This is a genomic window from Nocardia transvalensis NBRC 15921 (assembly GCF_000308875.1).
Taxonomy (GTDB): domain Bacteria; phylum Actinomycetota; class Actinomycetes; order Mycobacteriales; family Mycobacteriaceae; genus Nocardia; species Nocardia transvalensis.
This window is the reverse complement of sequence record NZ_BAGL01000124.1, coordinates 76,784-103,753: the sequence shown is the minus strand read 5'-3', so window position 1 is coordinate 103,753 and position 26,970 is coordinate 76,784. Positions and strand designations below refer to the sequence as shown.

At 68.9% G+C, this 26,970-nt stretch carries 27 protein-coding genes; 17 read left to right on the top strand and 10 right to left on the bottom strand.

Annotated features, from left to right (window positions below; genetic code table 11):
* The first annotated feature begins 19 nt into the window (after positions 1–19).
* From ON41_RS33765 to ON41_RS33705, 13 genes are all read left to right on the top strand, one after another.
* Positions 20–1,291 (top strand): aromatic ring-hydroxylating oxygenase subunit alpha, encoded by a 1,272-nt coding sequence (locus ON41_RS33765; protein WP_040752443.1) that lies wholly within the window; start codon positions 20–22, stop codon positions 1,289–1,291.
* A gap of 122 nt (positions 1,292–1,413) precedes the next feature.
* A complete protein-coding gene (locus ON41_RS33760; protein ID WP_040752442.1) occupies positions 1,414–2,757 on the top strand; it encodes a M20 family metallopeptidase in 1,344 nt (447 codons plus the stop codon).
* Positions 2,757–3,716, top strand: a complete 960-nt coding sequence (locus ON41_RS33755; protein ID WP_040752440.1) for a DODA-type extradiol aromatic ring-opening family dioxygenase — start codon at positions 2,757–2,759, stop codon at positions 3,714–3,716. The genes ON41_RS33760 and ON41_RS33755 overlap by 1 nt, the downstream gene beginning before the upstream one ends.
* The gene (locus tag ON41_RS33750) at positions 3,713–4,585 is read left to right on the top strand and encodes an alpha/beta fold hydrolase (protein WP_040752438.1); all 873 of its coding nucleotides are present in this window, start codon (positions 3,713–3,715) and stop codon (positions 4,583–4,585) included. The genes ON41_RS33755 and ON41_RS33750 overlap by 4 nt, the downstream gene beginning before the upstream one ends.
* Positions 4,586–4,593: 8 nt before the next feature.
* Positions 4,594–5,547 carry an NAD(P)-dependent oxidoreductase gene (locus ON41_RS33745; RefSeq protein ID WP_040752436.1) on the top strand — a complete coding sequence of 318 codons (954 nt, stop codon included), beginning with the start codon at positions 4,594–4,596 and terminating at the stop codon, positions 5,545–5,547.
* 146 nt (positions 5,548–5,693) lie between these two features.
* Positions 5,694–6,671, top strand: coding sequence for an ABC transporter substrate-binding protein (locus ON41_RS33740; protein ID WP_040752434.1), 978 nt, complete (start codon positions 5,694–5,696; stop codon positions 6,669–6,671).
* Positions 6,668–7,474 (top strand): ABC transporter ATP-binding protein, encoded by an 807-nt coding sequence (locus tag ON41_RS33735; RefSeq protein ID WP_040752432.1) that lies wholly within the window; start codon positions 6,668–6,670, stop codon positions 7,472–7,474. Before ON41_RS33740 ends, ON41_RS33735 begins: the two co-directional genes overlap by 4 nt.
* On the top strand, positions 7,471–8,307 hold the full coding sequence (locus tag ON41_RS33730; RefSeq protein WP_040752431.1) for an ABC transporter permease: 837 nt from the start codon (positions 7,471–7,473) through the stop codon (positions 8,305–8,307). The genes ON41_RS33735 and ON41_RS33730 overlap by 4 nt, the downstream gene beginning before the upstream one ends.
* A gap of 11 nt (positions 8,308–8,318) precedes the next feature.
* Complete coding sequence (locus ON41_RS33725; protein ID WP_040752429.1) at positions 8,319–9,104, top strand: class II aldolase/adducin family protein; 786 nt, start codon at positions 8,319–8,321, stop codon at positions 9,102–9,104.
* 143 nt (positions 9,105–9,247) lie between these two features.
* On the top strand, positions 9,248–10,255 hold the full coding sequence (locus tag ON41_RS33720) for an NAD(P)/FAD-dependent oxidoreductase (protein ID WP_040752428.1): 1,008 nt from the start codon (positions 9,248–9,250) through the stop codon (positions 10,253–10,255).
* A 4-nt stretch (positions 10,256–10,259) separates the two neighbouring features.
* Complete coding sequence (fdxA, locus tag ON41_RS33715; protein ID WP_040752426.1) at positions 10,260–10,580, top strand: ferredoxin; 321 nt, start codon at positions 10,260–10,262, stop codon at positions 10,578–10,580.
* Complete coding sequence (locus ON41_RS33710) at positions 10,580–11,428, top strand: alpha/beta fold hydrolase (protein ID WP_051163092.1); 849 nt, start codon at positions 10,580–10,582, stop codon at positions 11,426–11,428. Before fdxA ends, ON41_RS33710 begins: the two co-directional genes overlap by 1 nt.
* Before the next feature lie 166 nt (positions 11,429–11,594).
* Positions 11,595–12,410, top strand: coding sequence for an IclR family transcriptional regulator (locus ON41_RS33705; protein ID WP_083905827.1), 816 nt, complete (start codon positions 11,595–11,597; stop codon positions 12,408–12,410).
* A 4-nt stretch (positions 12,411–12,414) separates the two neighbouring features.
* On the opposite strand, the gene ON41_RS33700 is transcribed toward ON41_RS33705, so the two are convergent.
* Genes ON41_RS33700 through ON41_RS33680 form a run of 5 tightly spaced genes read right to left on the bottom strand, consistent with a single transcriptional unit; the run spans position 12,415 to position 19,148 of the window.
* Complete coding sequence (locus tag ON41_RS33700; RefSeq protein ID WP_083905826.1) at positions 12,415–13,998, bottom strand: AMP-binding protein; 1,584 nt, start codon at positions 13,996–13,998, stop codon at positions 12,415–12,417.
* Complete coding sequence (locus ON41_RS33695; protein ID WP_040752421.1) at positions 13,995–14,942, bottom strand: quinone oxidoreductase family protein; 948 nt, start codon at positions 14,940–14,942, stop codon at positions 13,995–13,997. Before ON41_RS33695 ends, ON41_RS33700 begins: the two co-directional genes overlap by 4 nt.
* Complete coding sequence (locus tag ON41_RS33690; RefSeq protein WP_169336537.1) at positions 14,911–17,325, bottom strand: CaiB/BaiF CoA-transferase family protein; 2,415 nt, start codon at positions 17,323–17,325, stop codon at positions 14,911–14,913. Before ON41_RS33690 ends, ON41_RS33695 begins: the two co-directional genes overlap by 32 nt.
* A gap of 35 nt (positions 17,326–17,360) precedes the next feature.
* The gene (locus ON41_RS33685) at positions 17,361–18,332 is read right to left on the bottom strand and encodes an ABC transporter substrate-binding protein (protein ID WP_040752420.1); all 972 of its coding nucleotides are present in this window, start codon (positions 18,330–18,332) and stop codon (positions 17,361–17,363) included.
* 24 nt (positions 18,333–18,356) lie between these two features.
* A complete protein-coding gene (locus tag ON41_RS33680; RefSeq protein WP_040752418.1) occupies positions 18,357–19,148 on the bottom strand; it encodes an enoyl-CoA hydratase/isomerase family protein in 792 nt (263 codons plus the stop codon).
* A 268-nt stretch (positions 19,149–19,416) separates the two neighbouring features.
* Here ON41_RS33680 and ON41_RS33675 point away from each other — a divergent pair, with 268 nt between their 5' ends.
* Positions 19,417–20,115 carry a DUF8020 domain-containing protein gene (locus tag ON41_RS33675; RefSeq protein ID WP_040752416.1) on the top strand — a complete coding sequence of 233 codons (699 nt, stop codon included), beginning with the start codon at positions 19,417–19,419 and terminating at the stop codon, positions 20,113–20,115.
* Between the two features lie 54 nt (positions 20,116–20,169).
* Here ON41_RS33675 and ON41_RS33670 read toward each other — a convergent pair whose 3' ends face one another.
* Positions 20,170–20,943, bottom strand: coding sequence for a GTP pyrophosphokinase (locus tag ON41_RS33670; protein ID WP_085995894.1), 774 nt, complete (start codon positions 20,941–20,943; stop codon positions 20,170–20,172).
* 283 nt (positions 20,944–21,226) lie between these two features.
* Here ON41_RS33670 and ON41_RS33665 point away from each other — a divergent pair, with 283 nt between their 5' ends.
* Positions 21,227–21,562 (top strand): histone-like nucleoid-structuring protein Lsr2, encoded by a 336-nt coding sequence (locus ON41_RS33665; protein WP_040752414.1) that lies wholly within the window; start codon positions 21,227–21,229, stop codon positions 21,560–21,562.
* Positions 21,563–21,681: 119 nt separating this feature from the next.
* A complete protein-coding gene (locus ON41_RS33660) occupies positions 21,682–21,984 on the top strand; it encodes a hypothetical protein (protein WP_063709998.1) in 303 nt (100 codons plus the stop codon).
* A 54-nt stretch (positions 21,985–22,038) separates the two neighbouring features.
* Here ON41_RS33660 and ON41_RS33655 read toward each other — a convergent pair whose 3' ends face one another.
* The 3 genes from ON41_RS33655 to ON41_RS33645 all read right to left on the bottom strand — a co-directional run bounded on the left by ON41_RS33655 (position 22,039) and on the right by ON41_RS33645 (position 24,431).
* The gene (locus ON41_RS33655) at positions 22,039–23,085 is read right to left on the bottom strand and encodes an NAD(P)H-dependent amine dehydrogenase family protein (RefSeq protein WP_040752411.1); all 1,047 of its coding nucleotides are present in this window, start codon (positions 23,083–23,085) and stop codon (positions 22,039–22,041) included.
* 182 nt (positions 23,086–23,267) lie between these two features.
* Positions 23,268–23,750 (bottom strand): hypothetical protein, encoded by a 483-nt coding sequence (locus tag ON41_RS33650; RefSeq protein ID WP_157185730.1) that lies wholly within the window; start codon positions 23,748–23,750, stop codon positions 23,268–23,270.
* Positions 23,751–23,813: 63 nt separating this feature from the next.
* Positions 23,814–24,431, bottom strand: coding sequence for a TetR/AcrR family transcriptional regulator (locus ON41_RS33645; protein WP_040752407.1), 618 nt, complete (start codon positions 24,429–24,431; stop codon positions 23,814–23,816).
* A gap of 83 nt (positions 24,432–24,514) precedes the next feature.
* On the opposite strand from ON41_RS33645, the gene ON41_RS33640 reads away from it, so the two are divergent.
* Positions 24,515–25,501: a saccharopine dehydrogenase family protein gene (locus ON41_RS33640; protein ID WP_246829652.1), complete on the top strand. Its 987-nt coding sequence runs from the start codon at positions 24,515–24,517 to the stop codon at positions 25,499–25,501.
* 3 nt (positions 25,502–25,504) lie between these two features.
* Here the strand turns inward: ON41_RS33640 and ON41_RS33635 are convergent, their stop codons facing one another.
* Entirely contained in the window at positions 25,505–26,875 is a 1,371-nt protein-coding gene (locus tag ON41_RS33635) for an NAD-dependent succinate-semialdehyde dehydrogenase (protein ID WP_040752405.1), read from the bottom strand.
* Positions 26,876–26,970 lie beyond the last annotated feature (95 nt).

Below are 26,970 nucleotides of genomic sequence, written 5' to 3'. Positions count from 1 at the left end.
CGTCTCGAGAGGACTTCACATGACTGGTGTCGAGGCGCCGAAAGTCACGCAGGAGGCGCCGGAGCGACCGCGTGCGGCCGGCCGGCAGGACTGGACAGCCTGGCCCAAGTACAACGCGGCCGGGAGCGGATACCGCGGGTACTGGTACCCCGTCACCTGGTCCAATCACATCACGGGCGACCCGCGGAGCTACACGGTCTGCGGGGAGAAGCTCGCCCTCATCCGCGACGGCGGCACGGTCTACGCCCTGCACGACCGCTGCCCGCACCGCGGGGTGCCGCTGTCGGAGGGCGACCAGCAGTTCCCGGGCACGGTCAGCTGCCCGTACCACGGCTGGACCTACCGGCTGACGGACGGCAAGCTCGTCGCGGTCATCACCGACGGCCCGGATTCGAAGATCTGCGGCAAACTCGAGGTGCAGACGTACGCGGTGGAGGAGCGGCTGGGGCTCGTCTGGGTCTACATCCCGATCACCCGCGAGCCCGCCCCGCCCCTCGACGAGCAGCTGCCGCGCGAACTCGTCGAGAACGAGGGCATCATCGGCGGGCGCATCCAGCCCCGCGCGGGCAACTGGCGTTTCGCGTGCGAGAACGGTTTCGACGAGGGGCACGCGAAATACCTGCACCGCACGTCGCTGTGGCGGCTGTTCAAGCCGATGCCGACCTGGAACATCACCCGCATCGTGCGCGACGGCCGCTGGATCTACCGGGTCCAGGACGAGGTGTACTGGGAGGCCGAATTCCCCGGGGTCGGGACCTGGACCAACAAGCGGTGGTGGAAGAAGAAGCCGAACGAGACCAAGGTGTCGCAGATCGGCAATGTCGGCGCCGGACTCGAGGTGAACCCGGTGATCGCGGCGCAGGAGTTCCCCGGCTTCGCCTCCCTGTCCATGCCCGGCGTCCTGCGCATCGCCTATCCCAACTTCATCCACTACGAGTTCTACGTGCCCATCGACGACGACAATCACCACTACGTCGGCCTGATGGTGAATTTCGTGACCGGGGCGAGAAAGCTCGGCTTCTACGCCAAGTATCTGGGCGCTATTCGCTGGCTGTTCCACGGCCAGTTCTCCGGACAGGACGCCTGGATGGTCGAGGTCACCGACGCGCCGCCGGAGAAGCTCTACCGGCCCGACGTCTCGCTCACGGCGTGGCGCAATCTCGCCGAGGAGGAGTACGCCGAAAAGCTCGACGCCGCTGTCGAATTCGTCAAACAACCGGTCGCCAAGGCGCGTGAGCGGCGGACGCCCGCCCGGAACGGCGCCGCGCGGCCCGCCCCGTCCAGCGAATAGAGGAAGCACATGCTCAAGACACTGATCGCATTCGTCGCGGGCGGCGCGGCCGTCGCGGGCGCACCCGCCGCGTGGCGGTTCCTCGCTCGGCACAACAACACTCAGGTACATCAGGTCCGGCCATGACGGTCGCGGAAGCCGACGCGCCGACGGATCCGGACGAGCGGCGTCGCCGATGGACCGAAGCGGCCTGCGCGCGGGTGGATCGAAACCGCCTGCGCGAATTGCTGACCGGGATCGTGGACATCCCAAGTCCGACCGGCGACGAAGCACCGCTCGCCCGGCACCTCACCGCCACGATGGCGGCGGCCGACATCGAGTCGCACACGATGTATCTCGATGAGCGGCAGGCCAATTCGTGGGGCCGGGTACGCGGCGACGGCACCGGCCCGGATCTGCTGCTGTACGCGCCGATCGATACCGTGACCACCGGCGACCCCGCCGAGGACCTGCCCTGGGCCGGTGCATCGTTGCGCGCCGATATGGTCCCGCAGGCCACGACCGTCGAGGACTACGTCGTCGGGCTCGGCGCCTCCAATCCCAAAGGCCACGCCGCCTGCGTGCTGGCCGCGGGCGAGGCGATCCGGGCGGCGGGCGTGCCGCTCACCGGGGACCTGCTGCTGGGCTTCGGCGCCGGCGGGATGCCGACCAATGCCCGTCCCGGCGTGGGCAATCCGCGGCGCAACACCGGTCAGGGAGTCGGCTGCTCGTTCCTGCTCGAACAGGGGGTGTGGGCGGATTTCGCCCTCATCGCGAAGCCGGGCTGGACGGTGTCGTGGGAGGAGGTCGGGCTCGCGTGGTTCGAGGTCACGGTGCACGGCAGCCACACCTACGTGGGCTCGCGGCACCGGCTGCCGTACCGGAATCCGGTGGCGCTGGCCGGGGCGGTCGCCGCCCGGCTCGAGGAGTGGTTCCCGCGGTACTCGCGGGCGCACGACGACGGGCTCGTCCTGCCGCAGGGCATGGTCGCGAATATCCGCGGCGGCTGGGAGCGCACCGCGTCGTTCACCCCCGAATGCGTTCGTATGACGGTCGACCTGCGGCTCAGCCCGCGCACCACGCCCACCGCGGCCAAACGCGAACTCGTCGCGGCGGTCCGGCGGATCGCCGCGGAGCTCGAAGCGCGGATCGACGTGGAGCAGATCCTGGCGATCCCGGGGGAGGGGTCGGATCCGGGTATGTGGTTGTGCCGCAGTGCCATCGAGGCATGGGAAGCGGTGGAGGGGGAGCCGCACCGGGAGTTCCGGGACGCGAGCGGCGCGACCGACGCCAACATCCTGCGCGGCCGCGGGATTCCGACCGTGCGGGTCGGCATGCCCAAGGTCGTGGACGCTCCGTTCGAGGTGGATTTCGCGATGGGCATGAACACCGTCGATCTCCGGGACGCGGAGAAATTCACCGGATATCTCGTCCGTGTCGCACTCGACACGCTCACCCGCAGCCTCGAGGAAGTAGGGACGGCCTGATGGCGACCATCGTGCTGGGTGTCGGCGCCTCGCACAGCACCCTGATGAACACCCACTGGGAGCAGACCACCCACAAGGCGGAGGCCGGACGCTTCCGGGACGCGCTGTACACCGCGCGCGAACGGATCGCGGCCGCCGCGCCCGATGTGGTGCTGATCCTCGGATCCAACCATTTCCGCGGCTTCTGGCTCGATCTCATTCCGGCCTTCACTCTCGGTGTGGGGGAATGTATTTCGAGCGGCGAATCCGGAACTCCGAAGGGTCCGCAGGCGGTCGACGTCGAGTTCGCCCGGCACCTGGCGAATGCGCTGATCGAGGGCGGACGTTTCGATCTCGCGTATTCGGCGCGCATGCAGATCGATCACGGGCAGTCCCACGCGATCCAATATCTGCTCGACGGGCTCGACGTGCCGATCGTTCCGCTGGTGGTCAACGTCTTCGCGCCACCGCTGCCCACCTTCCGGCGCTGCGCGGAACTCGCGGGCGCGATCCGCGCGGCGATCGAGGGCTTCGGGCCGGACAAGCGGGTCGCCGTCATCGCCTCCGGCGGGCTCTCGCACCGCCTGCCCTGGCCGGACTGGCGTGACCCGCACGGCGAGGACGAGGACTTCATGGTCCGCGCCTGGCTGGACGGCCGGGAGAACTGGTCGGACTACGACATGCGCCGCCGCGAGATCATCCGGGCCGCCGAGGCCGCCATCACCCCCGAATTCGACGACCACCTCCTCGACCTCTTCGCGGCCGGCAAGGCGTCGGAACTCGCCGAATACACCACGGAGTACGTCGAGCGCGCGGCCGGGAACGGCGCGCAGGAACTGCGCACCTGGCTCATGATGGCCGCGATCCTCGACTACATCCCGGCCGAACGCCTTGCCTACGAAGCTATTCCGGAATGGCTCACCGGCATGGGCGTCGCGATCCTCGACCCCGACTCATCGTCACGAAGGACACGATCATGACAATCTGGAACGAACTGGCCGGACTCGACTTCACCCTGACGACCGTCGACGCCAACGGCATTCCCACCCGGTCGCTGCGGGCCGGCGCGGGCGAGGAGGCGGTGGTGTTCCTGCACGGCACCAGCGGCCACCTCGAGGCGTTCGCGCGCAATATGGCCGCGCACGCGCCGCACTACGCATGCCACGCCATCGACATGCTCGGGCACGGGTACACCGGCAAACCCGATTACCCCTACGAGATCCCGCGCTACGTGGAGCATCTGGTCGACTACCTCGACGCCGTCGGCATCCGGCGAGCGCACCTGGTGGGCGAATCGCTCGGCGGCTGGGTGGCGGCCCATCTCGCCAGCGAGCAGCCCGAGCGGGTGCTGTCGCTGCAACTGCTCGCCGCGGGCGGCACGGTCGCGAACCCCGTCGTCATGGACCGCATCAAGACCTCGACCATGAAAGCGGTGCGCAGCAACGACATCGAGCTCACCCGGCAGCGGCTGCGGCTGCTGATGCACGACCCGGTGAACGCCACCGAGGAACTCGTCGAGGTCCGCCACCGGATCTATCACCAGCCCGATTTCGTCGCCAACATCCACAATCTGCTGTCGCTGCAGGAGATGGAGGTGCGGCAGCGGAACCTGCTGCGCCCGGACCGGCTCGCCCGCATCCAGGCGCCGACGCTGGTGGTGTGGGGCCACGACAACCCGTTCGGTGATGTGCCGGAGGCGAAGAAGCTCGCCGAGGACATCCCCGGTGCGCGGTTGCAGCTCTACCCGGAGTGCGGTCACTGGCCGCAGCACGAGCAGGCGGATCACTACAACCCGCTGAGCCTGGAGTTCCTGGCCGAGGCATCGGCGAAGGCCAAGGCGTCGGCCTGAGACCACCGATGAAGCGCATCGTGCTGCTGACACCGGACGAGGACGACGCCCTCGGCGCGTGTATTCGCGCCGCGGTCGGCGATACCGGGCAGGTCGTCCGCCCGGCGGCGCGCACCGTGCGCGAGGTGCACCGGCTGCTCCCCGACGCCGATATCGTCGTCGGCGACTGGCTCGGTGACCTGCCGCTGGGAGCCGCCGAGGCGGCGATTCCCCGTCACTGCACGCTGATTCAGCAACCCGGCGTGGGCGTGAACTTCATCGACGTGGCCGCCTGGGCCGCGGCCGGAGTCCCCGTGGCCAATGTCCCGGGAGCCAACGCGGCGTCGGTCGCCGAGTGGGCGGTCGTGGCCGCGGCGAGCCTGAGCAGATCGATGCCGTGGGCGCACGACGAGATGCGGGCCGGGCGCTGGCCGCAGGAGACGATACCGACGCGCGGATGCCGCGATCTCGGTGAGCTGCGGGTGGGAATCGTCGGATTCGGTGCGATCGGCCGCCGCTGCGCCACACTGTTCGCCGCCTTCGGATGCGAGGTGGTCTACACCGCGCGCACCGCCCGCCCCGACGCGACGGCACGGTTCCTCCCGATGGCCGAACTGCTGGCCGTAGCGGACGTGCTGGTCGTGGCCGTTCCCCTGACCGACGACACCCGCGGGCTGATCTCCGCGCGGGAATTGGCGACGCTGCCGCCGCGAGCGCTCGTCGTCAACGTCGCCCGCGGTCTCGTGGTGGACGAACCGGCGCTCGTCGCCGCGCTGCGGTCCGGGGCGATGGCGGGCGCGGCGCTCGACGTCTTCGCCGCCGAGCCCCTCGCGCCGGACAGTCCCCTGCGCACCCTGGACTGCGTGCTGCTGAGCCCGCACATCGCCGGCGGGTCGGAGACCGCGCGGCGAAAGATCTACGCGATGACCGCCGAGAACGTGGCGCGCGTCTGCGCGGGCGAACGGCCGCGCTGGACCCTCTGACGTCGCCGGATGTTTCGTCTACGTAAGCCCCTCGACCTCGGTCCATTCGGTGGACCGAGATGATTTTCAGCCCCGGTCGGCGTGGCTAAGTTGCTTCACACCACCGCACGAATGCGGCCCAGATCACAGAACGAAGGTGTCCGTACATGGCCTGGCGATCTCGATCCCGAACCGCCGCCCTCGCGGCGGCAGTACTTGCCCTGATGACCGTCGGCGCGTGCAGCCGCCCGGCCACGCACAGCACCGCCGACGCGGCCGGTGGCGCGCTCCGGATCGCGGTCGGCATCGACGCCTCGTACGCGCCGTTCTTCGTCGCCGACCGGAAAGGGCTGTTCAAGGACGCCGGACTGGATGTGCAGCTGGTGCAGTTCGGCCGCGGCGGCGAGGCCGTCGACGCGCTGTCCACCGGGCAGGTCCAGGTCGCGGGCAGCTCCGACACCACCACGATCTCGCAGCTGCGCCAGAATCCGTCCCTGCGCGCGATGTACTCCTACGAGGTCTCCGGCGACTACATCAAAGCCGTGCTGCGCAAGGGAATCGACGCGCCGGCCGCCGGCCAGAAGTTCGGCATCGTCCCCGGCCTGAGCCAGATCTCCACCGAGAAGTACCTCGAGGCGCACGGCGTCCGGCCGGACGCGGTCAAGATGATCACCGCCACCCCGACCGATATGCCCGCGCTGCTCGGCCGCGGCGATATCGACGGATACGTGCTGTGGGAGCCGTGGCCCGCCACGGCCCTGAGCCAGGGCACCGGCCACGTCGTCGCCCGGACCGGGGACTACAACTGGCTCTACCACCACTGGGCCATCACGACCCAGCCGTGGCTGTCCGCGCACGAGGACACCGCGCGCAAGGTCGCCGAGGTTCTCGACAAGGCGACCCAGCTGGTCGAATCCGATCCGCGGGCCGCCGCGGCCGCGACCAGATCCGCGGTGAACGTGGAAGAGGACCAGACCGTCACCGCCGTGCAGGAAATCGACTTCGGCGTCCAGAATCTGACCGCCGCCGATATCGCCTCGGCGCAGTCGGTCGTCGACTTCTACACGAAGATCGGCGCCCTGTCCGACCAACCCGACCTGCAGTCGGCGATGCTCACCGACTGGTACAAGAAGAGTGCGCAATGAATGTGACAGCGACCAAAGGCGTCCCCGTCGACATCCGGGACCTCGGCATCAGTTTCGGGGCCGCGGAGATCGTCTCGGGAATAGATCTCCAAGTGCGAGAGGGCGAATTCGTCTGCCTCCTCGGACCCAGCGGCTGCGGGAAATCGACCCTGTTGTCGTCGATGGCCGGATTCATCGAACCCACCGCGGGCGAGATCCGCTGCGACGGAACCGCCGTGAAGGTCGGTAATGCCCACGCGGGCATGGTATTCCAGAGTTCCGAGGCGCTGTTCGAATGGATGACCGTCGACCGGAACGTCTCCTACGGGCCGCGCATGCACGGGGCGAGCAAGGCCGAACAGGCCCGGATCGCCGCCGAATACCTTGCGATGGTGGGACTTCCGCATTCGGGTGACAAGTTCCCGTCCCAGCTGTCGGGTGGTATGCGCCAGCGCGTCCAGATCGCCCGGGTACTGGCCAACCAGCCGTCGCTGGTCCTGATGGACGAGCCGTTCGGCGCCCTCGACGCGCAGACGCGGCAGGTCCTGCAGATCGAGCTGGACAAGATCTGGCGGCACACCGGCTGCACCGTCGTCTTCGTCACCCACGACATCGACGAGGCGCTCACCCTCGCCGACCGGGTCGTCGTCATGTCCGCCGGGCCGAAGGCGCGCATCAAGAGCATCTACGAGGTCGACGCGCCCCGCCCGCGCGATCGCGCCCACCCGGGCGTGATCGACCTGTACGAGCAACTGCGCGACGACATCCGTGCCGAGGTCGTGGCGTCGTTGCGGAATCAAGGCATCGAAGAGGACGAGCTATGACCGCCATTGTGCAGAGCCCCGCGGCACCGGCCGGAAACGCGAACGCGAAACGGGCACAACGTAAATCGCTCGCCGCGGCGGGGCGGGTCACCCGCACCGCGCTGCTGTGGGTGGCCTCGGGCGTGCTCGGCCTCGCCGTGTGGTCCTTCCTCGCGTGGTGGTACGGGCCGACGACCATCGCCTCGCCGGGGGAGGTGTGGTCCGCGGCCGTCGAGCTGGCGCAGCGCGGTGTGCTGTGGACCTCCGTCTCGGCGTCCGCGCAGCGCATCCTGCTCGGCTGGAGCCTCGGTGTCGTGATCGGCGCGCCGATCGGCATCCTCATGGGGCGCGTCAATGTCGTGCGCCAGCTGCTGGACCCCTACATCGAGTTCTTCCGGTTCATCCCGCCGATCGCCTTCGTGACGCTGGCGGTCGTCTGGTTCGGCATCGGCGAGACCTCGAAGATCGTCCTGATCTTCTACACCTCCGTCTTCATCGTCACGGTGAGCACCATTGCGGCCACCGTCGCGATCAGCGAGAACAAACTCCAGGCCGCGACCAGCCTGGGCGCGAACCGGCTGCGACTCATGAAGACCGTGGTCCTGCCCTCGGCCGTGCCCGGCATCGTGACCGGCGCCCGGCTGGCGATGGGCAACAGCTTCCTGACCATCGTCTCCGCCGAGATCGTGGCCGCCGATCGCGGTATCGGGTCGATGATCTGGCAGGCCCGCAACTACGGCCGCATCGACTGGACGTTCGTCGGAATCATCGTGCTCGGCATCATGGGCTTCGTCTTCGACCGGGTGCTGCGGCTGCTGTCCGCGAGATTCCTCTCCCGGTACGGCGTGAAATAGGCAGGGACGCAATGGAACAGAAACCCACCATCGCCGAACTGGCCGGGATTCCGGACCGGCCGCACTCGGGCGACGTCGGCGAGGAACGGCGACGGCGCAAGATCGCGGTGATCGGCGGCTACCGCATCCTGTCGCGGTTCGGGCTCGACGAGGGCATCTCCGGGCACATCACGGCCCGCGATCCCGAACTGACCGATACGTTCTGGACCGCGCCCTTCGGCAGGCATTTCTCGACGGTGATGCCGGACGACCTGCTGCACGTGGCCGCCGACGGCACCATCCTGTCCGGCCGGGGCCCGTTGAATCGCGCCGCGTTCGTGATTCATTCGAAGGTGCACGAGGCCAGGCCGGACGTGATCGGGGCCGTGCACGCGCACGGGTTGCAGGGCAAGGCGTTCTCGTCGCTGCACCGGCTGCTGTCCCCGATCACGCAGGACGCGTGCGCCTTCTACGACGACCATTCCATGTACGAGGAGTATCACGGCGTCGCCCTGGACGAGGAGGAAGGCCGGCGCATCGCGCAGGCGCTGGGTGCCACCAAGGCGGTGATCCTCACCAATCACGGACATCTGACGGTCGGCACGTCGGTCGAGAGCGCCGTGTGGTGGTACGTGTCGATGGAACGCTCGATGCAGGCCGAACTGGCCGCCCGCGCGGCCGGCGAGCCGGTCGCCCTGCACGACAAGATCGCGGCCCAGACCTACGAGGCGGTGGGCACCGAGAAGGTCGGCTGGTTCGCGTACTCGACCATCATCCAGAAGATCGCGGCGGAGGAACCGGAACTCTTCGCCTCCTGAATCACTGTTCCCTCCGGCGGGCCCGGCGGCCACCTCGCGTGGCCGCCGGGCCCGCCCGCGTGCGCACCACTCGATCCGGACGGAGTCTGCTGACCGGACCGAGTTCATTTCTCCAGGGCCGCAGCCGGATTAGCGTTCTCGCTGTGAACGAATCGTCCCTTGCCTCGACCGCCGCGCTCGACGTCGACATCCTCATCGTCGGCGCCGGCCCGGCGGGACTCTACGGCGCGTACTACGCCGGGTTCCGCGGCCTGCGCGTCGCCGTACTCGACGCGCTCGCCGAACCGGGCGGGCAGGTGAGCGCGATGTACCCCGAGAAGGCCATCCTCGACGTCGCGGGGTTCCCCGCCGTCAAGGGCCGGGATCTCATCGAGGGGCTGCTCGCGCAGGCCGCGCCGTTCGAGCCGATCTATCTGCTGGGCGAGCAGGCGCTCGGCCTGTCCCACGACGCGTCGGGGAATGCGGTCGTGACGACCGGCAAGGGGCGCACCATCACCGCGGGCGCGGTCGTAATCACCGGCGGGATCGGGACTTTCACGCCCCGGCCGCTGACGAAGGGGCTCGATTTCCTGGATCGCGGGCTGAGCTATTTCGTCCCCGAGCTGGCGGCGCACGAGGGCAAGGACGTGGTGATCGTCGGCGGCGGCGACAGCGCGTTCGACTGGGCCGTCCACCTCGAACCGATCGCCAACTCCGTCACCTTGGTGCATCGGCGCGACAAGTTCCGGGCCCACCGATCCACCGTGGCCAAGGTGCACGACAGCTCGGTGCGGGTCCTGGTCAACGCGGATATCGCGGCGGTGCGCGGCAACGGCTGGATCGCCGAGGTCGACATCGCGCACACACTCGAGAAGTCGACGACCACCCTTCCTGCCCAATCCGTCATCGCCGCACTGGGTTTCACCGCGGACCTGGGTCCGCTGGCCGAGTGGGGACTGGAGATCGACTCGCGGCACATCGTCGTGAACACCCGCATGGAGACCGCCGTCCCGCGCGTCTACGCCGCCGGGGACATCACCGACTATCCCGGGAAGGTGCGGCTCATCGCGGTCGGCTTCGGGGAGGCCGCCACCGCGGTGAACAATGCGGCGGCCGTTCTCGATCCGGACGCGGAGATCTTCCCCGGACATTCCACCGAACAGGAGGGCTGAGGCAATGGCATTCGTGATAGGCGAGGCCTGCATCGACTACACCGACCGCTCGTGCATGGAGGAATGCCCGGTCGACTGCATCTACGAGGGCGACCGGAAGCTGTACATCAATCCGAACGAGTGCATCGACTGCGGCGCCTGCGAATTGGCGTGCCCGGTCGAGGCGATCACGGTGGATCGCAAGGCCGCACCGGAATTCAAGGAGGACAACAAGAGGTTCTTCCTCGACATCCTGCCGACCCGCGCCGAGCCGGTCGGTAATCCGGGCGGGGCCGCGAAGATCGATGTGGTCGGCGTCGACACCCCGATGGTGGCGGCGTACTGATGGGCGCGGAACTCCGATTCGCCTACGCGGACACGTCTTTCGGCCAGGTGCACTACGCCGAGCAAGGGGACGGCCCGGTGCTGCTCCTGCTGCATCAGACGCCGCGGTCCTGGGACGAGTTCCGGGAATTGATCCCGCTGCTCGCCGTCGACCACCGGGTGATCGCAATGGATATGGTGGGTTTCGGCGCGAGCGCGAAACCGCCCGCGCCGCAGACGATCGAGGTCTTCGCCTGCGGAGCGTGGGAGCTGCTGGACGCGCTCGGCGTCGGCCACGCCGCCGTCCTCGGTCATCACACCGGGGCCGCCGTGGCGCTGGAGATGGCGGCCGCCGACACGGAACGTGTTGTCGCGCTGCTGTTGTCGTCGTGTCCGTGGGCGGACGAGCGATATCGCACCGCTCATGCGTCGGGAGCGGGGGTGGACCGCGCGGAGCAGAGCGAGGACGGGACGCACCTGCGGACCCTGTGGGATCTGCGCCGGCCGTACTACCCGGCCCCGGTCGCGGGGCTGCTGGACCGGTTCGTCCGCGACGCGCTCGCACCCGGCGTCGATCCCGCCGAGGGGCACCGGGCCTGTGCTCGGTACCGCATGGAGGATCGCATCGGTGCGGTGACCGGACCCGTCCTCCTGATCGGCGCGGGCCGGGATCCGTTCTCGATGCCCAACCTGCCCGCTCTGACCGCCGGGCTCACCGCGGCCCGCTCGGTCCGCAGTACCGTGATCGAGAACGGGACGGTCGCGCTCATCGAACGCGAGGCTCCGGCGGTGGCCGCGGCGGCCCGGGAGTTTCTGACATCCGCCGAGGTCACGTGGCCCGATGTAAACATCGTGGAACGGGTCCGCTGAGCGGACTCTGTGACGTGCCTCTCACGGCATCTCTCCCGTAGCGTCACGACATCAGGTGAGCGCTCGCCCGACCCGCCAGGAGGCACCCTTGACTACAGCCACACGAGGACCCGGTGGACTCGGGCCGGTCGTACCGATCACGGCGGCCCAGCAGGCCGGGACCGATATGTCCTCGGTGCTGGGGAAGGCCCGCCTGATTCTCGACGCGTTCGACAGCCAGTGCAGTGATCTGTCCCTGACCGAATTGGCGCGCCGCAGCGGGGTCGCGAAGGCGTCGGTGCACCGGCTGGCGGGTGAGCTGGTGGAATGGGGCCTGCTCGAGCGCGCGGGCACCAAATACCGGCTGGGACTGCGGTTGTTCGAACTCGGCCAGCTCGTGCCCCGGCAGCGGATCCTGCGTGACGCGGCGCTGCCGTATATGGAGGATCTGCTGCTGGCCACGCAGGAGACGGTGCATTTCGCGGTGCGCGACGGCATCGACGTGCTCTATATCGAGAAGATCATCGGCCATCGCGGACTCAATCAGCAGTCGCGCGTGGCGGGCCGCTTGCCGCTGTACTGCACGGCCACCGGCAAGATCATCCTGGCGTTCTCGCCGCCGTCGGTGTTCGACGAGGTCGTCGAGCAGGGCTTCACGGCGCTCACCAGCCGCACCACGATGTCCGTCGGCGTCCTGCGCACGCAACTCGAGCGAATGCGCAAGGAGCAGTTGGCCGTCGAGGTGGAGGAGACCCGGCTCGGTTACATGAGCGTGGCCGTCCCGGTATTCAGCGGCCCGCGCGTGCTGGCGGGGGCGCTGTCGGTCACCGCACCCACCGCCCGCCTCAACGTCAGCCGCATCACCGGCGCCCTCCGCACCGCCGGCGTCGGCATCACCCGCACCTTGCAGGCGATGCGCTGCACCCACACACCGGGTGAGGTGGCCCCGCGCGACAGTTCGTGCAGCGCGGCGATGTGTTCCTTCAACGGGTGCGGGCGGTGACCGGTCAGTGGGGGCGCGTCGGCAGGAAGCCCTCGCGTTCCGCATCCCAGGTGGCCGGGCCGACACCGCGGGCGCGTAGCTCCTGTTTGCGCACCTTGCCTGTCTCGGTGAGGGGGAGCGCCGGGACCAGGTCGAGGTAGCGGGGGAGCGCGAAGTAGGCGAGGTGGCGTTCGGCGAAGCGCAACAGGTCCGCGGGGTCGAAGGCGGCGCCGTCTCGGGGCACGATCGCGGCCATCACCTCGTCCTCGGCGAGGGCGGACGGGACCGGGAAGACCGCGACCTGGGCGACGGCCGGGTGCTGGGCCAGGACCGATTCCACCTCGGTGGCCGAGATGTTCTCGCCGCGGCGGCGGATCACGTCCTTGAGCCGGTCCACGAAACGGAACCAGCCGTCGGCATCGCGGATCACCCGGTCTCCGGTGCGCAGCCACGCCCCCTCCGCCGGGACCGGATCACCGAGATACCCCGCCGCGAAGGCCCCGCGCCGCAGACTGCGGACCATCAGTTCGCCCGGCGTGCCGTCGGGGGCGGGGCGGCCGCCGTCCACGACGGCGGCCTCGTAGCCGTCCATGACCGTGCCGAGGAAGCCGTCGCGGCGGTGGCCCGGCAGCGACCCGATGACGAGATTCGTTTCGGTGGTGCCGAATCCGTCGACGAGATCGATGCCGAACCGGGTGCGGAAGGGCTCGTACAGGTGCGCGGGCGTGGCGGGTGACAGCGCTCGGGTCGCCCGGTGGGCCCGGTCGTTCGGCGAGGGTGGGCGGTTCATCAGAATGGCGACCATGGCGCCGAGGAGATAGGTGACGGTGGCACCCGATTCCTCGACCCGCCGCCAATAGTCCGTCGCGGAAAAGCGTTCTCCGAGAACGAATGTGCCTCGCCACACCAGCGCCTGGAACAGTGACCCGAGGGCATTGGTGTGGAACAGCGGCAGGCAGTTGTACAGGACGTCGCCCGCCTCGACGCCGAGCGAACGCCCCACTCCCGCACCCCACCACAGGAACTGGGCATGCGGGCACCGAACCCCCTTCGGCAGGCCGGTCGTGCCCGATGTGAACAGGATCGCGGCGAGATCGAGGTCGGCGACCGGCGCGGGATCGCGGGGCGGTTCGGATGCCGCCGGATCCACCCGCGGGGCCGAGGCGGAACCGGCGATCCAGCACACGCCCGGGAAACCTGTCGCCTCGACCTGCCCGGCGTGGTGTGGCTCGACGAACACCCACCCCGCACCCGATTCGGCGAGCGCGTGACGCAGACCGTCACCCCGCAACGCCACGTTCAACGGCACCGCGACGGCCCCCAGCCAGGCACATCCCAGCACCAGATCGATAAGCTCGATCCGATTGTCCAGCACCGCCGCGACTCGATCCCCGGCCCGTATCCCGTTCGCGTGCAAGGCATTCGCCATGGACGACGCCCGGCACACGAGCCGGCGATAACTCACCGCGACCGAACCGGCGCGCACGGCGATCCGGTCCCCGCACTGTTCGGCCCGCAGGACGAGCAGTGCGGGAATGGTCATCGCTTCCGGCAGTGCGGGGATGGTCATCGCTTCCGGAAGGCCCGCCTCGGGTGCGCCCCCGGTCATGGCACGACGACGGCGCGCCCGGCCACCTTGCCCTCGCGCATGAGTCGCAGGGCATCGGCGATCCGGTCGAGGGGGAACTGTTGTACCGCCAGCCGGACCTCACCCGCCGCGAGCCTCTCGAGCAGCTCGGGGGCGAGTTCGGCTTGGCGCGCTCCCTTGCGAATCATATTGACGGGCAGGATCTTCACGTCGCTCAGCAGCCAGTTGGGCAGGTCGAGGGTCAGCTCGGTGCCCAGCGTGTAGCCGATCAGCGCGGCCCGCCCGCCCGGTGCGACGCGTTCGAGCAGCGGCGGAAGGGAATCGCCGCCGAGAGTGTCGATCAGGACCTCCGCGACGGGTTCGTCGCCCAGCTGCCCGGCCAGTTCGGTTCCGCGGCCGACGACCGGGCGGACCCCGGCGGGCAGCAATTCGACCTGGTCGTGCCGGGGGACCACGCCGATCACGTCGCCGGCCCCGGCGAGCAAGGCGAATTGGGCCGCCATCGAGCCGACCGCTCCCGACGCACCGGACACCAGCACGCGGTCCCCGGCCCGGACCTCGGCGACATCGTGCACGGCGACGTATCCCGTGGTGCTCGGCAGGAAGAAGGTCGCGGCCACCTCCGGCGGCAGATCGGCCTCGAACGGCGTGAACGCCTTGTCCGCCGCGACCAGATACTCCGCCCAGCACCCGTTCTTGACCAGCCCGATACCGCCGCCGCGCGCGAGCACCCGCGTCCCCGGCTCGAACGTATCCGACTCGACGACGGTCGCCGCGCCGTCGGTGCCGCCGATGTGTGGCAGCGACGGCTTGATGTCGAACGTGCCGCTCGCGACGGTCATATCGAGGTGGCCGAGTGCGGCCGCGTCGATGCGCACCAGCGTCTGGCCCGCCGTGCGGGCGGGGATGTCGATCTCGTCGAGGACGGGTGCCTCACCGAAACTGTGCAGCCGGGCGGCGCGCATGGGACTCCTTCGGGTTGGGGTGACGGTTCAGGAAAAGGATCGAGGCCGCACGCAGCTCGGCGATCCGGCCCGTTGGATACCGCAGGACGTCACGGAGCACCGATTCGGTATCGGCACCCAGAAGCGGTGCGGCGGAACGGATCCCGCCACCGGCGCGGTCGAGCCGGACGGGCACGCCTTCGTGGAGGAAGGCTCCCGCGCGGGGGTGGGTATGCCGCACGTAGAAGCCGCGGGCACGCAGATGGCGGTCGGCCTCGACCAGATCCCTGCCGTCCTGCACCGTGCCGGCGGGCACACCCGCGTCCTGTAGTGCCTCGGTGACCGTCTCGGCCGGCAGCGTCCTGGTCCACGCCGTGATCGCCGCGGTGATCTCCTCGTCGCGGGCGCGGCGTCGCTCCGCGGTCCGGAAGTCCTCGGCGCCGGACCATTCCGGGCGTTCGATCAGTGCGCACAGGGCTCGCCAGTCGGCCTCGTCGCGGACCGCGATCGCCACCCAGCGGTCGGCGCCGAGACAGCGGAACACGCCGTGCGGCGCATACGCGGCGTCGGTGTTCCCTCGTGGCTCCGGCGTCTGCCCGGTCCCCGTCGACCGGATCACCGCGGTGCCCATATGCGCGGCCATCGCCTCGAGCTGGGACAGATCCACGTGCTGGCCACGGCCGGTGCGGTCGCGGTGTTCGAGGGCGGCCAGCGTCGCCGTCGCCGCCTGCAGCCCCGCGACGATATCGCCGTGGCCGTAGATGACGCCGACGACATCGTCGGCATGCCACCCGGTCAATGCCGTCAGACCCGTACTCGCGGAGACGATGTCGGCATAGGATACCCAGCTGCTGCGCGGCCCCGTGTGCCCCATGCCGGACATCGAGACGTACACGATATCGGGGCGCAGTTCGCGCAGCCGTTGGTATCCGAATCCCAGCTTCGCCATCACCGACGAGCTGAAGTTCTCGATCACGACATCACTGGCGGCGATCAGATCGGCGAGGACCGCCAGGCCCTCCGGGGTTCGGGTGTCGAGGGTGATGCTGCGCTTGTTCCGGTTGACGTCGTTGAAGTAGCCGCTGGTGTCGGGATCGTCGTGCGGCCCGCGCGACAGGTGCATCGCGGGGGAGAAACGGGTCGGGTCGGGGCGGCCTCGCGATTCGACCTTGATGACCTCGGCACCGTGATCGGCGAGAATCCTTGTGCAGTAGGGGCCCGCGAGCACCCAGGTCAGGTCGAGCACCCGGATTCCCTCCAGGCTTGCCGAGTTCGCTTCGCTCGCAGGGGAAGCTGATGGGGAAGTGCGTGTTTCGGGAATCAGTGACTGATCGGCACCGAGTTCGGGCACGACGAGTTCGCGGACCCGCCGTCCTTCCGGAAAGGCGAAACCGAATCCGAGATCGCGGGTCACCTCGGTCCCGGCGACCACGTCGAGGAAGAAGTCGCGATCGTTCAGCTGCGGATTGACGAGCAGTTCGGCGGGGCCGTCGACCGCGGCCCACGGCAGTTTGCGTTCCTGCGCGCGGACGGCGAACTCCTCCTTCGGCCATTTCGCCAGAAAGCGCTGCACCACCGCGAATATGTGCTCCTGGTGCGTCTTTCGTTCGACCGGATCACTCCAGCGCGGGTCGTCGAGGTCGTCCTGCGCGCCCTCCTCGATCAGCCACCGCAGCGTCTCGTCCCACATCCGGGGACTGCCGCCGAGCCCGCCGCCGAGGAAGCCGTCCGCGGCGGTGAACAATCCGTGCGGAACCAGCGGATGCACCCGGCCCGGCCGGCCGGGCACGCGATCCTCGTGCAGGTATGCCAGGGCGCCCGCCTCCAGGCTCGCCGCGACGCACTCCTGCGCCGAGATGTCGACGAACGGCGCGCGCCCGAAACGCCTGGCGCGCAAGCCGAGCAGGGCCCCGATCGCCGCGTTCACCCCGGCCAACTGCTCCGCCTGGCCCTCGGGCAACGACAGGGGAGCGCCGTCGGGCATGCCGACCTGTGCCATCATGCCGCCCATCGCGGCGACGGTGAGATTCGTGGCCGCCCACGCGCGGTGCGGGCCGGACACCCCGAACGGCGTGACGCGGACGTGGACCAGTGAATCATACTGGGAGACAACCGGTCCCGATTGATAGTCGGTGCCGTCCAGCAGTACATCGGCCCCCGCGAGCAGATTCCCGAGGGCATGGCGATCGCCCTCGGCCGCCGGATCGAGCACGATCGACCGCTTGCCCGCATGCCAGTGGGCGAACGCGTACCCGTCGAGTTCGCGGCGCGTCGGGTCGCCCTCCGGGGGCTCGACCAGGACGACCTCGTATCCCAGACCGACGAGTATCCGCCCGGCGAATCGGGTGAACGGGCTCGACAGTTCCACGACGCGAACAGGGGATTCGGCCACGGGGTGCTCCATTTCGTGTGGTGTGCGCTCTCCGGGGAGGGCCGTGCCTACTGCGAGTTCCGGCCGACCCAGCCGCTGAGCAGGACCTGCTCCGGATCGACCGGACCGCCGAGCTTGCCCTGACCGCGAAAGAAGTCGACCAGCTGCCGCGCCTGCTCGATATCGCCGGGCGTGAAATCGCGTCCCTTGAAATCGATCTGCGTCACCTGATTGCGCGCCTCGGCGGGATCCATGCGGATGGCCTTCGCCACCGCCTTCGCCGCGCGATCCGGATCCGCCGCGATGATGTCCGCCGCCTGCGCGACCACACGGAACACCCGACCGGCCAGTTCCTCGTGGGTGGACAGCCAGCCCTGGGACGCCAGGAGCCACTGCGAGTACTTCGCGCCGAAATCGCCTGTCGTCCCGGCGACGTGGCCGTCCTGTGCCACCGCGCGGGCGACCCAGGGATCGAACGAGATGAACCCGTCGATATCGCCGCGCGCCAGCAGCGCGGGCTGCTCGGGAGGACTGGTCGTCACGAGCGCAATCGCGGCCGGGTCCAGGCCCAGGCTACGCAGATACCGGTCGGTGAAATAGAGTCCGATGCCCGGGAAGACGCCCATCTTCTTGACGGACTTCGGCGTGACGCCCTCCCGGAGCACCACCCGGAAGTACCGATCGGAATCCTCGTACACGCCGAGCGCGCGCAGTCCCGGATTCCCGGCCATCACGGTGAGCGCGGTCGAGTCCGCGTTCCCGGACAGTTCCGAGGTGCCCGCCACGACGTTCTGCGCTCCTGCCGCACCGCCCTCGGTCTGGATCACCCGCACGTTCAGGCCCGCCGCCTCGAACAGTCCCTCGCCGTCGGCGAGGAAGAACGGCGCGTAGGAGGGATCGACGCCGACCGAGATGCGGACCAGATCGCCCCCGTTACCCGCGGCCTGCGTGGCCGGCCGGGTACAGGCCGTGGCGGCGACCGCGACCGCCGCCACCGCTACCAGCGCGGCCACGGCGCGTCGCCGGAGAACTCTCATCATGGGGATTCCTTCGGATGTCGTGGGTCAGCGGCCGGTGAAGGTCGGCGCGCGTTTGTCGAGGAACGCCTGCAGGCCCTCCGCCGCGTCGGCGGTGCGGATCAGCTCGAGGACGGCGGCGAATTCGAGATCGAGCGCCTGCTCGAGCGGCAGCGAAGCCCCTTCGCGCACAATGCGTTTGAGCAGGCCGATCGTGCGGGTCGGCTTATCCGCCAGGGCGCGTGCGGTGGCGCCGATGTGCTCGTCGAATTCGACGTCGGGGACGACGCGATCCACCAGTCCGACGCGCAGCGCCTCGGCGGCGGACAGCCGGGAGCCCTCCATCATGAGCAGTGCCGCGCGGTGCGCGCCGAGCAGCCGGGGCAGGCGCTGACTGCCGCCCGCACCGGGGAACAGTCCGAGGGAGATCTCGGGAAAGCCCATGGTCGCGGACTCCGCCATCACCCGCATATCGCATGCCAGCGCCAGTTCGGCGCCGCCGCCGAGGGCATGCCCGTTGAGAGCCGCGACGACAGGCTTCGGCGCGGTCTCGAGTATGCGCTGGACGTCGACCCACGGCCGCATCGCGCGTTGCGTGGCCTCGGTGAGATCGCGCATGACGGCGATATCGGCGCCCGCGACGAAAAATCTTCCCGTACCGCGCAAGACGATGCACCGCACGCCCGGGTCCTCCGCGAGCGGCGGCAGCACCTCGAGGAATTCCGCGATCACCGCGGGATCGAAGGCATTGGCCGGTGGGCGATCGATCGTGATCGTCGCGATGCCCTCCGATATCGATGGTCGGAGGAATCCGGTGGTGTGTCCGGTGTGCTCGGGCATCACGTGCGTACCTCGATGGGGGAGTCGATCGAATGCGTCGACGAGTCAGTATCGAGCAGCCGCCCGGTTCGGGAAACGAATGAGGTTCGCTCAGCAAACCGGCCGCGAAATTCCTCCGACCCACCGCTGAACGGCGGTCAGCTGAGCGGACCGGACGCATTGACCTCGAACGATGCGCTCGGGCACCGTTCCAGCACTTCCCACGAGGAAGTGATGCGGGTCGCATCGAGACCGCACAGCGCATGGATGAGCAGAGGAAGAAGCGCAGATGAGGAAAATCGTTACGGTAACCGCGGGCTTGGTGGCCGCGGTCGGAATCACCTCCGGCTCGGCCGGCGCCCAGCCCGCGGCGGACGAGGGGGTCGGCTTCACCGCCCGCGCCACGGACACCCAGTCCATCGTCACCACCGATGCGGGCTCGCTGGTCGTCGAGGACGGCGTATTCAAGGTCGAGGCGGCCGACGGCACCGTGCTCGCCGGAACGCCGCTGAATTTCCGGGTCGACGATTTCGAATTCCCGATCGCGGCCGATATCGACGGCCGCACCGCGACCCTGACCCCGCGATTCGATACGGCGCACGCGGTCTACAAGCCGGTCGCTCTGCCGTACGAGAACATGGCGCCGTGGAAGACCGACTACGACCGTGAGCAAGCCGCCTGGACGCGCCTGACCAGCACCATCACCATGGGCGCCACCCTCGGCACCCTGATCGGCGGACTCGGCGGCGGGGCCGTCGGCTGCGTCCTCGGCGGCATCGCGGGCGCGACCGTGGCCGCGGCGGCGATCGTCGGCCTGTTCGGCGGATTCATTCCGGCGGCGGCCGTCGGCTGCCTCGGCGGCATCGTCGCCGTCGGCGCGCTGGGCACCCTCGCGGGCCAGATCCTGATCACCGCCCCGGTCGCGATCGGCGCCGCGGTCCAGTACCTGACCACGATCAACCAGCCGCCGGTCGCGCCGGTCAAGTAGGTCGTCGCGCCTCGATGCCCGGTGCCGCGGTGGTCACCGGGCATCGACGCGCGCTCAGCCGGTTCGCCGGTCGCGGCCGGGGGAGTCCGTGGCGAGGGTGTACAGCCGGCTGAGATCGAGCGATTCGAGCGGGCTGCGCGGAGCGCGGGTGTGGTCGACCTGGCGGTGCAGGGCCTCCATCTTCTCGTCCAGCTGGGCGGCCACCTCGGCGGCCTGGGTCAGCTCGCTCTGCAGATTCGGGGGAACCTCGCCGCTGTACTTGTAGTAGATCTTGTGCTCGAGGCTTGCCCAGAAGTCCATCGCGATGGTGCGGATCTGGATCTCGACCGGCATCCGCTCGGTGCGATCGGACCGGAACACCGGGATCGACACGATCAGGTGCAGGCTCTGGTAGCCGTTCGGCTTGCGGTGGGTGATGTAGTCGCGTTCCTCCAGGAGCGTGATGTCCTCCTGGCCGACCAGCATGTCCCTGATCACGGCGATATCGGAGATGAAGCTGCAGACCACCCGGACCCCGGCGATATCGAGCACGTTCTCCCGGATCGACGCCAGGTTCATCGCATAGTTCTTGCGCTGGACCTTCTCCAGGACGCTCTCGGGGGACTTGAGCCGCGAACCCACGTGCTCGATGGGGTTGTACTCGTGGGTGTTGTTGAAGTCCTCCCGCAAGATGTTGATCTTGGTCGTGATCTCGTCGATCGCGAACTTGTAGCCGAGCATGAAGTCGAGGAACTGCTCGCGAAGGGCGCGGACGTCGTCGACGGTGACCCGATCCAGGGTCCCGGGGGAGTCGTCGTCGGCGCGGGGCGTCGGCTGCAAGGCTCTCATCCCCTTCATTGTGCCTGTGCCCGCGCCGGGCGCCACCAGCGCGTCGCGTCCGGCGCGACGGCATCGCCGGGCGCGACGGCCACCTCCCGGCCCGGGAATTCCGCCGTGCCCGCCGCCGGGATATCGCCGAAAGCGCGATTCCTGCGCCGGTGCTTTATCGGATTCGTTTGCCGATGTGAGCAGCCGCTGTTTCCGGGGGAATGGGGCCGTGAATTGATTTCTGTTTCGGATCCGGATTAGAGTTGTTGTTCTCGTACTTGTGTGAGAGAAAGTGGGCGGTTGTATGGCGAAGAAGGTCACCGTCGAGTTGGTGGACGACTACGACGGTAAGTCGAAGGCCACGGAGACGGTTCGTTTCGGCATCGATGGCACGGAATACGAGATCGACTTGTCGATGAAGAATGCCGGCAAGCTCCGCGAGGCGCTCGAGGAGTGGACCGGTTCGGCGCGCAAGGTCGGCCGGATTCCGAAGGGTAAGGGCAAGGTGGCGGCACGGTCCTCCACCGATCGCGAACAGACCGCGGCGATCCGGGATTGGGCGCGGCGCAACGGATACAACGTGTCGAGCCGCGGCCGTATTCAGGCCGACGTCGTGGCGGCGTACAACAAGGCGAGCTGAGATCGGTTGCCGCGGCCGGCATCCGAATTCGGGATGCCGGCGCGACACCATCGCAGGTAAGCATCCCTGAGTCGATTTCGCGGCGATATCTGTCGGTGGGTGTCCGTATCGTCGGGTTCATGACCGATATAGGCCCGCTGGCCGCAGCCGCGCGGGCGACATTCGGCGATCCGGGAGTACGCGCGGTCGTCCACAACGGCCGCACCGTGCACGCCGTCCGGCTCGGGCGGTGGATCGGCGCCGAAGAAGCGCCCGAACTGATCTGCCACACCGGTGTAGCCGGGTGGTCTCCCGACGCCTTGCACCCCACCCGCGCCGAGATCACCTGCGCCCGCTGCCTCCGCATCCTCGGCGCCACCTCCGCCACCGATCCCGCGCAACTCCCACTCTTCGGCCACGGCACGCCGTTCGAAGCCGCGTAAGGGTTTCGCTGCGCGGTGTTCCGGGTCGACGGTTCGGAACCGTTGTCGCGGTGGCTAAGTCGCGTGGGTGTGCCAGATTCCCGCGGGTGCGCAGACCAGGCCGATGTCTTTGAGGGTGGAGATTCCGGGGGGTGCGGCGGCTACCTCGAAGGCGGCGTTGACGGCGGGCATGGCGGTCATGGTGTCCCATTCGTGGTTGCCCCAGGTGTCGGGGGGAACGAATCGGATGCGGGTCCGGACTTCGGGTTCGCCCTTGACGATCACCTGGTAGTGGTCGTCGTCGAACTGCCAGTCCTCGTTGAGTTCTTTGGTCAGATACCAGGCGACAGTGGTCTGGACGACGGTTCTACCGCCGATCTTGCCGTTCCAGCCCGCGCGGAGGGCCGCGATCGTGTTCTTCTCGATGTGCAACCACCCGAGGTCGACGTCGGTCGAGGCGGTGGCGTGTTCGATGAAGAACTCCACGTCGTCGAGGCGGTATCCCAGTGCGGCGGCCATGCGCTGATTCGAATCGCGGAAGGTGCTCAGCCACAGTTTCGACATCTCGATCTTCTCCGGCGTCGCCTCGGCGAACGAGAAGCCCAGCGCCTGCCAGGTTTCGGCGGATTCGTAGACCGAGACATCGGCCGATTCGAAGATCGATACGGTCTCCACGTCGCGGCACACCGCGGTCATCGCCGTGACCATCGAATTGATCCAGCCGGGATTGATACCCGTGATGAACAGTGAGCTGTCGCCGCGCCGGCACGCGTCGGCGAGCTTCTCCTCGGTATCCCCTTGGATGCCACCGAGATTGAGGAACAGATTGGTGCTGATCACGTCGAGGCCGCTCGCGAGCAACCGGACCGCGTGCCCGAGATCGGCCATGAACGGCGTGTAGAGCACCACGTCGGCGTCCAGCGCGATCAGGGCGTCGATATCGGTCGTCGCGAGAACGCCGGTATCGGGTCGGCCGCACAGGGCCCCGGCATCCCGGCCCGCCTTGTCGGCCGAATAGGCGTAGACACCGGCCAGCTCCAGCCGGGGATCGTCGAGAATGCCGCGCAGGCTGAGCTTGCCGACCTTCCCCGTGGTCCATTGGATGACTCGCAGTGTGGTCATAGGTCCCTCCGCGGCGGGATTCATCCGGCGACACTCGACCGGAATGAGATTCTTGCTTGTGAGAGGGTAGCAGTCACAAGTGGAAATCATATTCTCATTGCGGCAAATGTCAGCCGGATCGGCGTCGGAGGACGACCCGATGGGGGATTATGTTGTGTCGCCGAAGTATTCGGCCGGAGTCGTCACTGCGGCGCGGGGACCTCGATGGTCAGCTCGGCCGGGGTGGGGTTGGTGCTCACCTGCACGGCGACCCGGCCCGCGCCGTCGAGCGTGAAGAAGGCGGCGTGCCAGCCGTAGTGGCCGTCGTACTCGGTGGTGCGGGTATCGGTCGTGCTCGCGCCCGTGTCGAGGTTCCGCATCGTGACGGTGGCGGAGATCTCGCAGTCGCCCGGCGATCCGGATATCGAGCCGAGGGGATTGGCGTCGGGGGTGAAATTCACGGTGACCCGGGCCGAGCTGTCGATGAAATTCGCGTTCTCCCGCGCCTGCTGGCCCGGGCTGGCCGAGACCTCGGCGGTGACCTTGCCCGAGCACCCCGGGGTCGAGCCGTTGACCTGGGCGGGTTCGAAATGCACCGGATCCGCGGCGGCGGGACCGGCCGGTAACAGGAACGCCAGCACCGGCAGGATCGGCATCGCTGCGATCTTCAACGCGCTTCGCTTCATGGTTCCGTCCTTCCTCGCGCGATTCCGCGCGGGGATCAGATAGCTACCTGGCAAATCGAACGTTCACGTTACGCGCCGCACACGCGACGACGGCGTGGCGGGCGAGGCGGCGATGCTGCCGACGATAAGGCCGGCCAGTGCGGTGACGGCGTCGTCGGCGCTCGTGCGCCCGCGATTCACTTCGGTGGCGATGGCTTCGGCCGCGCCCAGGATGCCGTGGCAGCGCAGCCGGAGGGCGGCGTCGGTGAGCCCGGAATGCGGAGCGAGGGCGGCGGCCATCACGTCGGCGTAGGCGTCGAGCATCTCCTGCTGGATCGCCTCCATCTCCGGATCTCCCTTGAGCGCGGCGGATACGGCGGTGAACTCCGGCATATCGGTCGCGCAGGCGAAGTACGCGGCGCTCATGACGCGCGCGATGGCGTCCGGCGCCGGCGGTGCGCCCGCCAGGGCTCGTTCGGTGGCGGTCCGGTGGCGTTCGTCGAGCCGCCGGTACAGGGCGAGCAGCAGACTCGGCCGGGTGTCGAAGTGGTCGTACACGATCGGCCTGCTCACTCCGGCGGCCTCCGCGAGAGTCGGCAGGCTCAACCGGTCCGCGCCCTGGGCTCGCACGATCGCCATGGCCGTCTCGAGCAATTGCTCGCGCCGGGCCTGCTTGGACAGGCGCGCCGATGTCGTCTTCACGGTCCTCCTTGCGCTCGCCGCCCAGTATAGCTACAAAATGTAGGTTACAAAATGTAGGTTGAGTGAGTGGAAGGACATCGGCGGTGGGACAGTGGAATTCGGTACTGATCATGGGCGGTTCGGGTCAGGCGGGCGCGGGGGCCGCGGCCGTCCTGCGGCGGTGGCACCCCGAACTGCCGCTGACCATCGCCGGGCGGAACCTCGGCCGCGCGCGGCGGGTCGCCCGCGAACTCGGCGGAGCCGACGCCGTGACCCTCGATCTCGAGCGTGGCGATCTCGGGCTTCCGGCGGGGGAGACGTATTCCGCGGTGGTCGCGGCGGTGTGGGATGCTCGCCTGCACGGTCTGCGCTACGCACAGCGCACCGCGGTGCCGTACCTCAGCATCTCCAGCGGTCTGGTGGATATCGCGCCGGAGGTCGTCGCGGGCGCTCAGCGACCGGCCGCCGCCCCGGTCCTCCTGGCCAGCCACTATCTGGCCGGTCTCGTCGTCCTCGCGGTCCTGGACGTCGCCCGCGAATTCGACCGGGTCGACACCATCCGGATCGGCGCGGTGCTGGACGAGACCGACGCGGGCGGGCCCGCGGCGGTCGCCGATCTGGAACGCCTCCTGGCGGCGACCTCGGCGGGACTCGTCCGCCGCGACGGCGTCTTCACCTGGCTGACCGGTGACGAGGCGGACGCGATGGTGGCGGGCGTCGGCGGCACGGCCCTGCCCGCCCGGAGTATCCCCATCCTCGACGTGCCGAGCCTGGCCCTGGCCACGGGCGCGCCGAACGTGCGCTTCGACTTCGCCGTCGGCAGCCGCCGCGACGGCCCCTCCCTCGAAGTCCGGATCGACCTCGAGGGCACGGGACCCGACGGCACTCCGCTCGAGACGAGCCGCTACCTGCTCCACCCGGACGGGCAGCGCCCGCTGACCGCGCTCGGCGTCGCCCTGGGCCTCGAGCGGCTGCTGGGCCTGCGCGGGGACGCCGTACCGGCGGGCATCCACACTCCGGAGGGGCTGCTCGATCCGGCCTACGCCGTCCGGCGGATGCTCGAGGCGGGCGCCACGATCACCGTCGCGTGACGGTCAGCGCGCGGCGGTCCGGCGGAGTTTGGTGTTGACGAACTCGCCCATGCCCCAACGCCCGAGTTCGCGGCCGTAACCGGAGCGTTTGACGCCGCCGAACGGCAAGCCGGGCAACGTCGTTCCGTGTTCGTTGACGTAGGCCATGCCGACGTCGAGGAGGTCGGCGACCTCCGCGGCCTTGGCGAGGTCGGTGCTCCACACCGACCCGCTCAGGCCGAATCCGACATCGTTGGCGAGCCGCACCGCGTCGTCGATGGAGGAGACCCGGTAGACCATGGCGACCGGACCGAAGATCTCCTCGGAGTAGGCGTCCATCTCCGGGGTGATGCCGGTGAGGACCGCGGGTTCGAGGAACGCGCCGTCGCCGGGCGAGCCGCCGGTATGCAGCGTCGCGCCCTGCCGCACCGCCGTGGCGATCTGGTCGGCCACGGTGTCGCGCGCGGACACCGACGACAGGGGACCCACCTCGGTCCCGGGATCCGCCGGATCGCCGACCACCGCGCGCTTGAATTCACCGATCAGGCCCTGCACGAAGTCGTCGTAGAGTTCGTCGAGGACGATGAAGCGTTTCGGCGAATTGCACGCCTGCCCCGCATTCGACAGGCGCGCCCCCGCCGCGATACGGGTGGTTCTGGCCATATCGTCGGTGTCCAGCAGGATGAAGGGGTCGGAACCGCCGAGTTCCAGGACCGACTTCTTCAGATTCTCGGCGGCCTTCGAAGCGACTGCGGCGCCGGCCTTTTCGCTTCCGGTCAGCGAGACTCCGCGAATCGCCGGATGCGCCAGCAGTTCGGCGACCTGGTCCGAACTCGCGTACACGTTGATATAGGCGTCGCCGGGAACTCCCGCCTCGTGCAGGACGTCGGCGATGAGCGCCGAGGAGGCCGCGCAGATGGACGCGTGTTTGAGGATGATCGTATTGCCCAGCAACAGATTCGGCGCGGCGAAACGGGCGACCTGATAGTACGGGTAGTTCCACGGCATCACGCCGACGAGCGGCCCGATCGGCAATGTCTGGACCAGCGATTCCTCGGCGCCCTGGGGATCGAGCTGCTCGGGGGTCAGCAGGTCGCGGCCGTGCTCGGCGTACCAGCGGTAGATATCCGCGGACAGCTGCACCTCCCCGGCCGCCTGCTGCGCCGGTTTACCCATTTCCCTAGTGATGGCCGCCGCCAGTTCGGCCGATCGCTTCTCGTACAGATCCGCGGTCCGCGCCAGCGCGGCGGCGCGTTCGGGCACGGGCGTAGTCCGCCATGCCTGGAATCCCTGGGCGGAACGGTCGGCGATCTCGGACACTCGGTCGTCGGCCAGTCCCGGGAATTCGCGTTCGGTGGTTCCGGTGGTCGGGTTCGTCGTCACATAGGTACTCACAACGCAGTCCTCCGTATCAGCGGCCGGTTCATACGCGTGGCCGGGCTTACTCGTCACGCCCCACGGCCCGCGCTACCCCGCCCACGCGTCACTAT